This window comes from Bythopirellula superficialaquae (genome assembly GCF_059632245.1).
Genome location: NZ_CP197426.1, coordinates 1,097,406 through 1,112,232, shown reverse-complemented (window position 1 = coordinate 1,112,232; position 14,827 = coordinate 1,097,406). Strand labels below are relative to the sequence as shown.

Here is a 14,827-nt window from a genome sequence, read left to right as displayed (position 1 = left end):
AGAAAGGAGGTGAGAGTTTGGAGGTCGGAGGTCAGAGATTAGTTGAGTCCGAGAATTTGTTGTGCAAGCGAGCGTCGCTGAGCCACTTGAATGTCATCCGGCACGTTCTGGCCGTCGGTGATGTAGCTGATCGGCAGTCCACAACCGCGAACAACGGAGAGCAAATTGCCAAGGCCCATGGCTTCGTCAAGTTTGGTGACAATCATCGCCGTGGTGCCGACCGTCGCGAACTGTTTGGCGGTCGTCGTGAGACTCTTCGCGCCACCCGTGGCACTGAGCACCAGATGGACTTCAGCGGGGTTCGCTTCGGCCAAGATCGCCTTGAGTTCTTGAATTCGCACTTCATCGCGTGGGCTGCGACCGGCGGTATCCATCAACACAAGGTCGAGCGACTTCATGCGGGCAATGGCTTCGCGCATTTCTCGCGGCGTGCTCACCACTTCCATGGGGAGGTCGATGATCTCGGCATAAGTCCGCAGTTGTTCGACGGCGGCGATACGATAGGTGTCGACCGTGATCAAGCCCACAGTTTTGTTTTCGCGCAGACGGTAATTCGCGGCGAGCTTGGCGATGGTGGTCGTCTTGCCCACGCCGGTCGGTCCGACCAACGCGACCACGCGGCCTTGACCAGCCGAAGGTTTAAGCGGTCCAGAGACTTGAATTTCACTTTCCACGAGCCGAGCCAGTTCCGCACGCAGCGCGAACTTATCCGCCAGGTCGACCGTGGTTTCCGACCGCAGATGCTCGATGAACTCTTGCGCGACGCGTTCCTCGAGTTCCGCCTCGATCAAGTCGGTGTAGACTTCAAACAATGCCTCGGGCAGATGCTGCACGGCAGAATCACTCGCGCGACAATTCAAGTCACCAGCCATGAATTGCAATTCGTCGAGTTCGGCGCCCACTTGTTGGCGAAAGTCATCGCGATAGCGCGAGCGATAATCGGTTTCAATCGTGGCCAGTTCGACGATCGCGGGCGTTGGCTCATAGCTGACGGCCGGAGCCAATCGCGAAGGAATATTGGCCTCGCAAGAAGCGGCGACTTCATATTCCTTGCCGAAAAACAGACGACCCAGCACGCTGGCATGCAACTCACGAGTGTGCAACACGGTCGCCTCGGGTCCCAATTCCCGGCGAACCATGTCGATCGCCTGTTGCATCGATTTAGCACGAAAAGTTTGAATATTCATAGTCAATTCTATCAGTTATCTGAGGCAAGCCCCACGGTCATGATCTGTGTGTCACGAGTGATTTCGTTAAAGCTGAGCACCACGAGTTGGCTCAAGTGGTTTTCGGTGATTTGTTTAAGGGCAGCGCGGATCTGCGGGCTGACCAGCACGATCGGCGTGTGGTGCGAGTTGGTAAGCTTGGGCAGTTCCTTGGCAATTGACTGGCAGGTGGCTTCAATCGCCTGTGGCGACATGCGAATGAACATGCCACGCTCGGTGTGTTCAAACCCCGCACGAATGCGATCTTCCATCGCCGGATCGAGGGCGATCACATGCAGTTGACCCTCTTCGTTGCGATAGCGCGTGCAAATCTGCCGCGCCAGCCGATGCCGGACATATTCGGTGAGCAAAACTTGGTCTTTCGTGCGGTGTGCGTAATCGCCGAGCGTTTCCAAGATCGTAGCGAGCTGCCGAATCGGCACTTGTTCGCGAAGCAACAATTGCAATACACCCTGTACTTCTGCCAGCGACATCGTGCTGGGGATCAGTTCATCAACAACCGCGGGTTGAGTTTGCTTGAGCTCGTTGACCAAGTGTTTGGCCGAGTCGCGTGTGAGGATTTCGTCGGCATGCCGACGACAAACCTCGGTGAGATGTGTTGCGAGTACCGCGCCTGGTTCCACAACCGTGTAACCCATCAACTCGGCCTGATCTTGCAATCCCGGCAAAATCCAGCGAGCTTCCGTCCCGAACGCGGGATCCTTGGTCACGATGCCGTCGATCTTGCCGGTCGTCATACCGGAATCGATGGCCAGCAGGTAAGTTGGTTCGAGCCGATCCTGCGCGACGGGCATGTCGGCGATTTTGATCCGATACTCATTCGGATCAAGCCGCATGTTGTCGCGGATTCGCACCTTCGGCATGATGATGCCGATCTCTGCCGCCACGCTTTGTCGCACGCGTTGGATGCGCTCGAGCAAGTCGCCACCACGTTTCGGATCGGCAAGGCGTATCAGCCCCACGCCGACCTCCACTTCCATGGGATCGACCGTCAAGAAATCTTCGATACGTTCTTCGGCTTTCGGTTTCTTGTCTTCCGCGTCGGCGGCATCTTGCGTTTGTTTTCGGACCTCAGACTGAGTAAGCATGCGGGCCATGCCCAAACACGCGGCACACATCACGATCAGCGGCGTTCGCGGCAGATCGGTTGTGATCAAAACAGCCAAGAATCCCGCGGCCACGGCCAAAGCTTGGGGCCGCGAGAAAAGTTGAGTCATGAATTCATGCGGCAGGTTGCTGCTCTTGCTCGAACGAGTGACAAGCAAACCCGCGGCGAGCGAAATCAAGAACGCAGGCACTTGGCTCACCAAGCCATCGCCAATCGAAAGCCGGGTAAACATCGCTGCGGCATCGGCCACCGGCATGTCGTATTCAACCACACCGATGATCAAACCACCCAGCACGTTGATCACGGTGATGATGATGCCTGCAATCGCGTCACCACGGACGAACTTGCTGGCACCGTCCATGGCCCCGAAGAAGTCGGCTTGCTGCGTGATTTCGCCACGTCGCCGCTGAGCTTCGCGCTCGTCGATGATGCCCGCATTCAAATCGGCGTCGATCGCCATCTGCTTGCCCGGCATGCCGTCCAAGGCAAACCGTGCAGCCACTTCGCTGATGCGGGTGGCACCTTTGGTGATTACCACGAACTGGATCACAATGATAATGATAAAGATGATCAGACCAACGACGAGATTGCCTTCACCGGCGACGAAATTCGCAAACGCCGTGATTACGCCTCCCGCGGCATTTTCGCCATCCACCGCGGCTCGGGTCAAAATCAAGCGTGTCGTCGCGACATTAAGCACCAACCTCGCGAGTGTTGTTGCCAACAGCACCGAAGGAAAGATGCTGAACTCAAGCGGCGTCTTGACATAGATCGTGGTGAGCAGAACGATCACCGCAATGGTGATATTCCCCGCCAACAGCACGTCCAAGAGCGCGGGCGGCAACGGCACCAAAATCACCAGCACGCTGGTGACTATGGCAATCGGCAGAACGAGATCCTGGCTACGACGGACAATGCCCGCAACGCCAGACAGCTCAGAAGCCATCCGTGGACTCCGCGATCGAATAGGTTTTGAAAAGAATTGGTAGAAGAGAGGGCGGGATGTTAAGAACTGCGGGTTGCGTTGTCCAGACCGCAATTTCCGCGTGAATACTTCCACTGAAGTCACGCTAGCATCGTGGGCGATAACAACCAAGAGCCCGCTTGCACCTCCCTCTCGCCATCTTGGGCACTGCTTATGAATTGGAAATCCCTGCGCAGAATCCGCGTTCGCACCTTATTAATAGTGCTAATGGCCGGAGTGTGCATGGGGTGTGGCGACGCGAGCCGCAAGTCGCAACCAGAATTCCTAACGGCGGTTGATTCCAAATTCATCGAACAGCATGGGCAGCTCTATTTCGTCAACGATGTCCGCACGGGCTGCCAAATCGCCGCCGACCGTGGGATTCCCTGCTTGTTCTTCTTCACGGCTGAATGGTGCACGTTTTGCCACCGCATGGCCGAAACTGCATTTTCCGATGCTCGCGTGGGTACGCTAGGACAGAATTTTGTCTGTGTCTTGGTTGACGCCGACCAAGAACGCGACGTGTGCGCCTATTTTGCCGTCAGTGGCTTTCCCACGGTGGAATTCGTGTCTCCGCAGGGTCAATCGCTGCAAAAACTTGTCGGACAGCAATCTGCCGAAAATCTGGCAGCCGGAATGCAGGCTGCGCTCAGCCGCTTGGCATGGCTCAGCGGTTCGCAATTAAGATAGCGACAATTGTCGTAATCCACGGCCCGCCCGGGGCCACTTGCCACATCGGCCCTTTGGCGCGATACTCACGGTTTTGACGCTAGTTTCTTAGTCAGAATAATAAGGGAGCAGTTTGATGCGGCGTGCCAAGATCACCATTATCGGAGCGGGAAATGTCGGTGCCACCACGGCCCATTGGTGCGCGGCAGCAGAGTTGGGTGACATTGTTCTGTTGGACATTCCCCAAACCGAGCAAATGCCTAAGGGCAAAGCGCTCGATTTGATGCAAGCATCCCCCGTGATGGGGTTTGATTCCAATATCATTGGCACCACGAACTATGAAGATACCGCGGGCAGCGATGTTGTCGTCATCACTGCTGGCATACCCCGCAAGCCTGGCATGAGCCGCGACGATTTGCTTGCCACGAATGCCAAAATCATGGAAAGCGTGTGCCTCGAAGTTCGCCGTTCGAGCGAAAACGCCGTCGTGATCGTTGTCAGCAATCCGCTCGATGCCATGGTGCAAAAGGCAATGCAAGTGACGGGCTTCCCAACCAAGCGCGTGGTGGGTCAAGCCGGCGTACTAGATACAGCCCGCTATCGCACGTTCCTTGCCATGGAACTTGGGGTGAGCGTTGAGGACATCTCCGCCCTATTGATGGGAGGTCATGGCGACACAATGGTGCCGATTCCAAGCTGCACCTCCGTCGGTGGTATTCCGGTGCAACAGTTGATCGATCCCCAACGGCTGGAAGAAATCGTCACGCGCACTCGCAACGGCGGCGCCGAGATCGTCAGCTATCTCAAAACAGGAAGTGCTTATTACGCCCCCGCTGCCTCCACAACGCAAATGGTCGAAGCGGTTGTTCGCGACAAGAAGCGTTTGATTCCTTGCGCAGCGTACTGCGACAAAGAATATGGCGTAGGTGGTTACTATGTCGGTGTGCCCGTGATTCTTGGTTCCGATGGTGTCGAGAAAATTATAGAACTCAAACTGACCGCTGAAGAAAAAGTGGCCTTCCAAAAGAGCGTCGACGCCGTGAAAGAACTTGTGGGCGTGATGGATAAAATGGCGTAACAAGTTTGTGTTGCGCCCAGCGAATTGTCCACAAGTCCCCATCCGTTTGGGGTAATCGCAAGAGTTGGCACGTTTGCGCGAAAGGAGGCCTACACTCGCGTAAACGTGCAGGGAATCGGAAGTGCTAGCACTCGCCGCCTGTGCCTTTTCCCGCCATGACGTTGACACACGATGAAACCTGGATTAAAAACCCATCGTTACGTCATCGACGACTGATATTCGTGCAAGTGCTTGCACGATGGATATAGCGTGCCAGACAAGCTAGCCAGTCTCGCCCCTCGCGGGCAGCAAATTGAATCCGGCACGGGTGTTGGTCATGGAAGTGATAGCGGTGATGTAACGTTCGTCTTCGATCCTCCACAACACCCACCTGCAGCTTCACTATGTTACGCACGTCGTCGCTTTCGCAGACCTCATCCGCATCCACAATCGTTGCCAATTGGTCTCAGAAACGTCGTGCCTCACTCGCTCCCGCTCGTCCCAGCGAATCCCTGCCGCATTCACTGTTCACGCCGATCCACTACGAGCCCGGTTATTCGTATCCGCTGATTATCTGGCTCCATGGCAGCGAGAGCAGCGAGTTGGAACTCCAACAAATGATGCCGCTCGTGAGTGTCCGCAATTTCGTCGGCATTGCTCCGCGTGGTACGCGGCGCACCAGCAAAACTCGCCGCATATTCACTTGGCGGCAAACGGCCGGTGAGGTCGCCGACGCTTGTCAGCAAGTGCGCCAGTGCCTGGATATTGCTCGCTCGCAATTCAATGTTCATCCCGATCGAATTTTCGTCGCCGGCCGTGGCGATGGCGGCACCATGGCTTTACGCGTGGGCATGGAACATCCCGAATTATTTAACGGAGCGATTTCACTGGGCGGTTGCGTCCCTCGTGGCGGCAATGCCTTCCGCCACATCAAAGCCGCGCGGCGGCTTCCGCTGATGCTATCGGTTTCTCCGACAGACACGGAATACACCAACACCCAAGTGATGGACGACCTGCGATTGTTGCACTCCGCGGGTTTCTCACTTTCGCTCCGTCTTTACCCCGAAGGGGATGTCCTCACCGACACGATGTTCGCTGATATGAATGTCTGGTTGATGGAATCGTTCTGCCCAACCACAGTTGCCAGCTAACGGTTTGCCTGTTGGATCGTCTTGCTGAGCCAGCACTTCTTGGGCTAGCTATCACCGCAATTGTCGGTTGACACGTGCGCACCGATTTCGGTACAAGCACCCCGCGTTTCTCCGCGCCGAGGAATCGTTCTGCCCGTGCGCAAGAAACTCCTTGGTGACAAACCGAAAATCAGATGTCCAATCAACCAGCCACACAACCCGTCGGCCAAGATGCTGCTCCTGGAAAGCTCGCTCGGCTTTTCAGTGCGAAGAAGTTGCGCAACGTGCTGATGGGTGTGCTGGCCTTAGCCGCCTTGGTGGGCACATTCGGCATGTGGAGCTACGTTGGCCACGTTGCCGTGCTCGACGTCAAAGAAGTCACGCTGGAAATGGCTTTCCAAGCCCTCGACGAGCAAAAGTATGAAGAAGCTCGCTTGCTTGTAAATCGTTTGAATAAACAACCCGGTGAAGCCGACGTCGGTGCGTCGCTGTTTATTTTGGGTGCCGTTAAGGCCTATCAAGCCGACGGGGAATGGTCGCAGGAACGGCAACGCGCGACACAACTCGTCGCTGCGCGATATTTGCAAAAGGCTCGCGAGATGGGAGTTCCCTCTGAACGCGAAAAAGAATTGTTGTTTCTCTTGGGTCGCAGCTTGATCTATGGAAATCAATCTCGTCAGGGTATTGCGATTTTGCATGACGGACTCGTCGGCAACGAACAACCCCCTGCCGAAGTCCATCGGTTACTCACCGAAGCGTACTTGAACTTACCTAACCCTGATTTAGAAAAAGCGCTGCGGCATAATGAAATCTTACTTTCCACCAATTCGCTCACTCCCGAACTGCGTGATCAGGCGACACTGGCTCGTATCACGATTTTCATGCGCCTTGGTCGCTTGGCGGAAGCTCAAGACCTTTTGAACTCCCTTCCTGATGACGAAGCGTTGCGAGCACGCAAAACACTTATCGCCGGACAAATTACTCTCGCCACAGCCAAGGCCATTCAGGAACCGGGCGACCAACAAGTCGCATTGATTGAGAACGCCTTAGAAAAGCTCCGTGAAGCGGAACGGCTCGACAAGAAAAAGGGAGAAATCTCACGACAGGCCATGGTCATGATCGGCGAATGTTACGAATTGCGTAACGATCCATTCTCGGCCATCGAACAATACGAAGCCGTGGGCAATCGTTACGGTGACACTCCTGAAAGCATTGTCGCGACGTTTACCAAAGCCAAACTCGCCCAACAGGCTGGCCACAACGACAAAGCCTTGGTTGGCTATCGCGCGGTCTTGGAATCGATCGGCGATCCCACCACCTATATCAATCCCCTTTTGAGCCTTGCTCAGTTGCGTTCCAAATTCCTAGAAGCTCATGCCCTATTTCTGCATCGCCACCAATTTGAACAGGCGATGGGACTTGTCGAACATCTACCCGCGTTGTTTGGTCCCACTACCGTGACCGAACTTAAAGCGCGAACCCACGTTACCTGGGGCGATTCGTGCATGGCCAAAGCAGACGACACGGAACGCTATCGCTCGATGGAAGCCTTTAGGACCGAAGCTCGGTATCACTATCGAGCTGCAGGACGTGCGTATCAAACATTAGCCGATTTGCGATATTCATCTCGCTTTTACACCGACGATCTTTGGGCCGCCGCTGAAAATTACTTCCGCGGTCAAAGCTACACGCACACCTCCTTGGTGCTCGATGATTATCTGCATAATGAAGCTCTCACACGGCGAGCTTTGGCACTATTGCGGTATGGTCAATCGAAACTTGCCCTTGGCAAAACCAAAGAGGCCATCGCAGCACTGGAAGAATGCATTGAAATGCATCCTCGAGATTCCAACGTTTATGCGGCTCGAGTTGAATGCGTCAAAGCCTACTTGCTGGCCGGTCAGAACGAAAAAGCCAAGGAATTGCTGATCACGAATCTCACGGGCGATACACTCACCCCCGCAAGCCACGAGTGGCGCGATTCGCTCTTCTTGCTCGGCGATCAACTCCATGAGGAATGCAAGTACACCGAGGCGATCAACAGGCTTGAAGAAGCCGTCGCTCGTTATCCCGATGCTCCCCAAGCCATGATCGCTCGCTACACAATCGCGCGTGCTTTTCACAGCGCTGCCGAAGAGCCTGCTCAAAAAGCCAAAGAAGCTAAAACTGAAAACGAACGGCAAAAGAATCGTCGGCTACGTGATCAAAATCTCGAAGCCGCTTTGCAAACCTATAGCGACGTCCAGCGCAGCATCACCCTCGATGGCCGCAACGTCGAGTCCGCCCTGACGAAAACATTGCTGCGAAATTGCTACATGATGCAGGGAACCGTCCTGTTTCAGCTTCGCCGCTACGAAGATGCTCGCAAGGCCTATGCCAATGTTTCGACCCTGTATCAGCACGAACCGTTCGTCCTCGAAAGTTTTGTACACATCGCCAACTGTTGGCATCGCTTGAACCAAGATTTGAACGCTCGGCAAACGATTGCCCAGGCGAAGCTCGTCTTAGAACGATTGCCTGCCGACGCGAACTTCCAAGAATCTACGAATTTTAGTCGACAACAGTGGGCCCTTTTGCTTCAAGAAATGGCGAAATGGTAGATCACTCCACCAAAAAACTTGCTGCGCTCATTTCGCAACGGCATGCTTGCCTCGTGCAGTTGCATAAGCTCGGCTTGAAGCAGACCGAACTCGTCGGCACCGGCGAGATGGGTCCGCTGCTGAGATTATTGGCGGTGAAGAACCAATTGATTGCTGTGCTACAAACCACTGAACAACAACTCACGCCGTTTCATGCTCAAGATCCCGACAGCCGCGTGTGGGCTAGTACCACCGATCGCGAACGCTCCGCTCGCCAAGCCGCCGAGTGCCAAACCTTGCTCGACGAAATCATGCGGCTCGAACGCGAAAACGAACAAAAGATGATCGAACGCCGCGACCGCGTGGCTAGCCAATTGCAGACCGTGCAATCGGCGAATACCGCTCGCCGGGCCTACCAAGCCCATCAACGACAATCCCCCAAAGCTATGATGCTCACTTCCGTGGACACGCAATCGACTTCACTCGATTTGCAATCCGAAGTCTAACCCAAGATTCGACACGAATATGAATGCCCGCTTAGAAAATCAGCCGACCCTGCGACTCTTCACCGCGGAGGAAAATTCCGTGGCCGAGCCACTTGAATTGACCGCGGGCTGCAGTCTGGAAACAGTCCTCGCCGCATGGCATGAAGCCACCGTACGGTTGCAGGAAACACATGAGTTGCTGCAAGGCGAAGTCCGTCGGTTGAACGATGAGCTGGAAGTCAAAAACAAACAATTAGCGCTGCAAAATCGCCTGGCCGATCTAGGCCGGATGGCCTCGCACGTCGCCCATGAAGTTCGCAACAGTTTGGTTCCCGTCACTTTGTACATGGACTTGCTCAAACGCCGGCTCACCAGCGACGTCGACAGCATGGACATCCTGACCAAAATCGAGGCAGGGTTCATCGCCCTGGACGTTACCGTGAACGATCTCCTGAATTTCACGTCGCATCGTGAGCCCCGTTGGCAGTCGTTTCCAGCCCTGGATATGATTCGCGAAGTTTGCGATGCCCTGGGACCGCAACTCAAAGCCCAATCGATTCACGTCGATTTGGAAGTTTCCACGAAGGCCCAGATTTATGCCGACCGCGAAATGCTTCGCCGTGCCGTGCTGAATCTCGCCCTCAATGCGCTCGACGCGATGTCCAAAGGCGGCGAGCTCGTGATCACCGCTTTTGATGGACCACGTGGCTTTGTTCTCGAGGTTGCCGACAGCGGTCAGGGCCTCAGCCAGAATCATTTGGGTAAAGTCTTTGAGCCGTTCTTCACCACCAAGAGCAACGGCACGGGATTGGGCCTTGCCATCGTCCATCGTATTGCCGAGGCCCACGGCGGCCGCGTGTCAGCCAGCAATTGTCCTGAAGGGGGCGCGGCGTTCACCATCGAACTTCCCTACAAGCAAGCTCAAGTTCAAACGCACAGGATCGCGGCGTAATGGCACAGCAAGCCAAACATATCCGACGGATGTTGGTCGTTGACGATCACGCGGCAGCGCGCGAATCGGTCGCCGACGTTCTCCGCCAGGCTGGCCATGAAGCCATCTGCGCATCGAGCGCCAGCGAAGCCTTGGGGCTACTGACTCGCAACGAATTTCAAGTCATCGTCACCGATCTGCAAATGCCTGGTATGGATGGACTCGAATTCATCCGCCAGATTCATCACCGCAACTTACGCGTACAGGTGATTATGGTCACCGCTCACGCCACAATTGCTTCTGCCGTCGAAGCGATGCGTTATGGCGCGTTTGACTACTTAGAAAAACCTTTTAACGCGACCCAACTCGAAGCGACCGTCAATCGTGCCCTTGAGCGCGGACAACTGTTGGTTCCTGATGAACAACATGCGGCAGCCTCAATTTCCATGGGCGAAATTCCCGGGCTCGTCGGCAATAGTCGTGCCATGCAGGAACTTCGTATTCGATTGGCCCAGGTAGCAAAGACTGACGAGACAGTTTTGATCTGCGGCGAAAGCGGCACGGGCAAAGAACTTGTGGCCAAGGCCATTCATCACCAAAGCAAGCGTGCCACGGGGCCGCTGGTCAGCCTGAACTGCCCTGCCCTATCACAACAACTTACGGAAAGTGAACTTTTTGGTCATCGCCGCGGAGCTTTTACCGGTGCCGATGATGATCGCATCGGTCGTTTTGAGATGGCCGATCAGGGCACGATCTTTCTCGATGAGATCACGGAAATCGATCTTGGGTTGCAAGCTAAACTCTTGCGGGTCTTGCAAGAACGCACCTTCGAACGTGTTGGTTGTAGCAAAACCCGCGCGGCGAATGTCCGCGTCCTGGCCAGCACCAACCGCGACATTGCCAAGGAAGTTGCCGCAGGTCGTTTCCGCCAGGACTTGTACTATCGGCTGGCAGTCGTGCCGCTGATGTTGCCGCCACTACGAGAGCGGGATGAAGACGTTCATTTGCTTACGGATTTCTTCCTCGAACGCGCCGCCAAACGGCTGAGCCGCGACATTTGTACACTCACCGACGACGTTCGCGAATTGTTCGCCGCCTATCATTGGCCCGGCAACGTCCGCGAACTGGAAAACATTGTCACGCGAGCTTGTGTGCTCAATGACGGTCGTGCGATCACTGCGGTTGAACTTCGGCCCTGGCTCGAGCAACCCGAGAACATCGACTACCGCCGCCCCGCTGCCTTGCCGGTTGGCACGACGCTCGAAGACATGGAGCGGCAAATGATTGTCGCGACGCTCGAACACTATCAAGGCCACCGCGCTCGCACGGCGGAAGCCTTGGGCATCGGTATTCGCACCTTGAGCGGCAAGCTCCGTGCATATGGTTATGCACCTCATGCCAAGGAATTCGCCGAGACACTTGCAGGTCGGCAGAATCTGCCGATGGCATCAGCAGGAATTGCCGAACTGCGGCCGCGGCAGTCGGCGTAAACTACACAAGAAACAAAACACGAGTAGAACACGCAATACATTGAAACTGGGACAAAACAACACAATTCCAGAACCGTTTGAATTACAAGAGTTGATATAAACTTCGTCGGTACGTGACTTGCTTGCGTGCCAGCTAAGCTATTGGGCCAGAGTCCCACGAGGTAACCATGCTGTCGAACATGTTTGATTCATCGTCCCTGCCCGCGCTTGAGCAGGTCGTGAACTTCACGCAAGCACGCCACGGTGTGTTGGCGGGCAACATTGCCAATATCGACACGCCGGGTTACAAGTCCCGGGATTTATCCGTTGAAAAATTTCAAACACAACTGCAGGAAGCCGTCGCCGCCCATCGCCACGCCGCCGAGTTGCCGTCCTATGCGAACAGCGACTACTACGGTGCCGAGCCTATGGACGTTGCCAAAGAACCTTGGGATAAGGTTCGCAAAGTGACCGACGACATTTTATTTCACGATGAGCACAACGTCAGCTTGGAAAAACAAGTCACTGAAATCACCAAGAATCAAACCCAGCACAATGTCGCGTTAACGATCATGAACGCTCAGTTTCGTCTGCTCCGTGCAGCCGTGACCGAGCGTGTTTAGTCGGACAAATTAATAGCGTGTAAGGAGTAACCAACGATGTATTCGGTCTTCGATGTCAGTTCGAGCGGCTTGATTGCCCAGCGGACACGGCTCGACGCGATTTCGTCGAACTTGGCCAATATCTCTACGACGCGCAACGAGTCCGGCCAAGTGGAACCTTACACCCCACGGTTTGTGATTTTTCAAACGGACGACGAAATCACCACCTCCGGCGGCGGCCAGGGTGTGAAGATCGACCGCGTTGAGTACTCCACGGTGTTACCCAATATGAAATACGAACCGGGCCATCCCGACGCCGACGCCGAAGGCTATGTGGCCTATCCAAATATTGACATGACTACCGAATTCGTCGACGCCCTCGGAGCCACCCGCGCTTACGAAGCCAACGTCGGCGTGATTGAAGTTTCTAAAGACATCAGCAACCGCACCCTGCAAATTTTGGCCTAAACGCCTTTTGATCCGCAATTAAAGAAAGGAGTTGTTGTCTCGTAAGTTGACGTAATCGCACGTTGGGGGGCCAACGCCGACAACTACCGAGCCATGAGTGCCATTACCCCCGCCCAATCGTTTGCCCAGCAGTCGATCTCCTCGCCTGCCGCGCTGAACAAACCCACCACGATTGACGCCGGATCGTTCAAAGACTTCCTGGTCGATTCGATTCGCGACGTCAACAACATGCAGAATCAAGCCGACCATGCCGTCGAAACCATGATGACCGGCGGCGATGCCGATCCCGCGGAAGTCCTCACCGCCGTCCAAAAAGCGGATCTCGCCTTCCGCCTGATGATGCAAATGAGAAACAAGATGATGCAGGTCTACCAAGAGGTGCGAGAAATTCGCGTGTAGCTATAAGCAGGTTGCACTCCCCAACTCAGAAGTTAGTACAAGTCAAATTGAGGTCCATGGATGGATTTCCTGAATCAAGCCTTCGCCCAGATCCGAGATCTGTTCCTGTCGATGACCCCTGCTGCTCGGGTTACTTCCGTGCTGCTCGTGGCTGTCATTGGCGTGAGCCTTGGGTTTCTTGTCAAACAAAACGGTGCGGGGCCCGAAGCTTATCTCTTTAATGGCGAGTCGCTCCGTCCTGCGGATGCCGACCGCGTGGAAGCCGCGATCGCCCAAGCTGGCCTTAATGGCTGGGAACGCCGAGGCAATAGTATCCTGGTCCCTCGCAGCCAAATGGCTGAGTATTTGGGTGCAGTGGCCGACGCCGGTGCGCTGCCCCCCAATCACGATTCGATCATTTTGCAGGCGCTCGATCTGGGACCGTTCGTCGACGACAAAACACGCCGCGAACGTTTGAAGGCCGCGCGCGAACAACAACTTTCGATGATCATCCGCGCCATGGACGGCATCGAAGAAGCCAAAGTCATTTACGACGTCACCGAAGCTCGCGGCCTGTCGCGTGCTGCACAAGCCAGCGCGACCGTAAGTGTTCGCCCCGCACCGGGCCGATCTCTCGATCCGCAGCGCACGAAACTCATACGCAAGGCTGTGGCCGGTGCGATTGCCAATCTCAACATCGACGACGTCACAGTCATCAACTTGGGCGACGGCAACACCTTCGGCGATGAAATCTCTCCCGAGTCGTTCGATACGCCCTATTTTCAACATAGGGTGGCCTTCGAGCGTCAAATGCAGGGCAAGATCGAAAAATTGCTGATGCACATCCCCGGCGTGCAGGTGCAAGTGACCGCCGAGTTGAGTCCGACGCTCACGGCCGAAACTCGCACGATTGCCGCCGAAGGAGAAGCCACCGCCTTGCGCGAATCGAACCAAGAAAAGGTCATCGACACCCAGCACCTCAACAAAGGGGGCCGCCCCGGCTTGGTGGCACAAGGCCCTGGTCGCGGAGCGGAAGGTGTCAACGAAGTGACCGTCAAGAACACCGAATCGGACACGCAATCAGAACAAAACTACTTTGTTCCGACCAAGGACGAACTGACAACTCAAGCCGGCCTTGTTCCCGAACATGTCCGTGCAGCGGTAGCCGTGCCCACAAGTTATTTGATCTCGATGTATCGCGAGCAACAACGTCGCAAGGGCGAGGATCCCAATCAACCTTTGCCTGCCGACATCAATACCACGCTCGAAGTTTATAAGAAAGACGTGGAAGATTCCGTCAAAGCCGCAGTCGTGCCGCTGCTACCCAAGGAGCTCGCTCAATACAACTTGAGCGACGTCGTGGTTTCGTTCTTTGAAACACTCACTCCAGAAACCATCGAAGAGCCATCAATCGCCAGCGATGCCCTCGTCTGGACGAGCCAAAACTTCAACACGCTCACGATGAGTGGCTTGGTCTTGGTCGGTCTTGTGATGCTGCGTTCGCTCGTCAAAGGTTTGCCCACGCCGGAACCGCTCGCCGCCGCGGCTAATCCTACGCTGACCATCGCTGGAGGCACGGGTTCCCCGACGAATGACAAATCCGAATCCAGCGAAGAGGAACAGGAAGCAGACGAAGAACGGCCCCGTCTTCGTTTGAAAAAAGGAACCAGCCTTCGTGACGAACTGACCGCCATCGTCAAAGAAGACCCCGATTCGGCCGCAGCCATTTTGCGCACCTGGATTTCTAACGCTAGCTAAGAC

General features: G+C 55.3%; 13 protein-coding genes. 11 read left to right on the top strand and 2 right to left on the bottom strand.

Features of this window, described 5'->3' with window-relative positions; genetic code table 11:
- Positions 1-38: 38 nt before the first annotated feature.
- Entirely contained in the window at positions 39-1,187 is a 1,149-nt protein-coding gene (gene flhF, locus SH678x_RS04610) for a flagellar biosynthesis GTPase FlhF (protein ID WP_496921713.1), read from the bottom strand.
- Positions 1,188-1,198: 11 nt separating this feature from the next.
- Positions 1,199-3,280 carry a flagellar biosynthesis protein FlhA gene (gene flhA / locus SH678x_RS04605; protein WP_496921712.1) on the bottom strand — a complete coding sequence of 694 codons (2,082 nt, stop codon included), beginning with the start codon at positions 3,278-3,280 and terminating at the stop codon, positions 1,199-1,201.
- 192 nt (positions 3,281-3,472) lie between these two features.
- Here flhA and SH678x_RS04600 point away from each other — a divergent pair, with 192 nt between their 5' ends.
- The 11 genes from SH678x_RS04600 (at position 3,473) to SH678x_RS04550 (ending at position 14,824) form a co-directional block, all read left to right on the top strand.
- On the top strand, positions 3,473-3,988 hold the full coding sequence (locus SH678x_RS04600; protein WP_496921711.1) for a thioredoxin domain-containing protein: 516 nt from the start codon (positions 3,473-3,475) through the stop codon (positions 3,986-3,988).
- A 115-nt stretch (positions 3,989-4,103) separates the two neighbouring features.
- Positions 4,104-5,045 carry a malate dehydrogenase gene (mdh, locus tag SH678x_RS04595; protein ID WP_496921710.1) on the top strand — a complete coding sequence of 314 codons (942 nt, stop codon included), beginning with the start codon at positions 4,104-4,106 and terminating at the stop codon, positions 5,043-5,045.
- 383 nt (positions 5,046-5,428) lie between these two features.
- Complete coding sequence (locus SH678x_RS04590) at positions 5,429-6,175, top strand: alpha/beta hydrolase (RefSeq protein ID WP_496921709.1); 747 nt, start codon at positions 5,429-5,431, stop codon at positions 6,173-6,175.
- Positions 6,176-7,566: 1,391 nt separating this feature from the next.
- Positions 7,567-8,754, top strand: coding sequence for a tetratricopeptide repeat protein (locus SH678x_RS04585; protein WP_496923056.1), 1,188 nt, complete (start codon positions 7,567-7,569; stop codon positions 8,752-8,754).
- Positions 8,748-9,239, top strand: a complete 492-nt coding sequence (locus tag SH678x_RS04580; RefSeq protein ID WP_496921708.1) for a hypothetical protein — start codon at positions 8,748-8,750, stop codon at positions 9,237-9,239. Before SH678x_RS04585 ends, SH678x_RS04580 begins: the two co-directional genes overlap by 7 nt.
- Positions 9,240-9,258: 19 nt before the next feature.
- Positions 9,259-10,170, top strand: a complete 912-nt coding sequence (locus SH678x_RS04575) for a sensor histidine kinase (RefSeq protein WP_496921707.1) — start codon at positions 9,259-9,261, stop codon at positions 10,168-10,170.
- On the top strand, positions 10,170-11,639 hold the full coding sequence (locus tag SH678x_RS04570) for a sigma-54-dependent transcriptional regulator (RefSeq protein WP_496921706.1): 1,470 nt from the start codon (positions 10,170-10,172) through the stop codon (positions 11,637-11,639). The genes SH678x_RS04575 and SH678x_RS04570 overlap by 1 nt, the downstream gene beginning before the upstream one ends.
- A 167-nt stretch (positions 11,640-11,806) precedes the next feature.
- On the top strand, positions 11,807-12,241 hold the full coding sequence (flgB, locus tag SH678x_RS04565) for a flagellar basal body rod protein FlgB (protein WP_496921705.1): 435 nt from the start codon (positions 11,807-11,809) through the stop codon (positions 12,239-12,241).
- Between the two features lie 36 nt (positions 12,242-12,277).
- A complete protein-coding gene (flgC, locus tag SH678x_RS04560) occupies positions 12,278-12,688 on the top strand; it encodes a flagellar basal body rod protein FlgC (protein ID WP_496921704.1) in 411 nt (136 codons plus the stop codon).
- Positions 12,689-12,781: 93 nt separating this feature from the next.
- Positions 12,782-13,087, top strand: a complete 306-nt coding sequence (gene fliE / locus SH678x_RS04555) for a flagellar hook-basal body complex protein FliE (protein ID WP_496921703.1) — start codon at positions 12,782-12,784, stop codon at positions 13,085-13,087.
- 60 nt (positions 13,088-13,147) lie between these two features.
- Positions 13,148-14,824: a hypothetical protein gene (locus SH678x_RS04550; RefSeq protein WP_496921702.1), complete on the top strand. Its 1,677-nt coding sequence runs from the start codon at positions 13,148-13,150 to the stop codon at positions 14,822-14,824.
- Positions 14,825-14,827 lie beyond the last annotated feature (3 nt).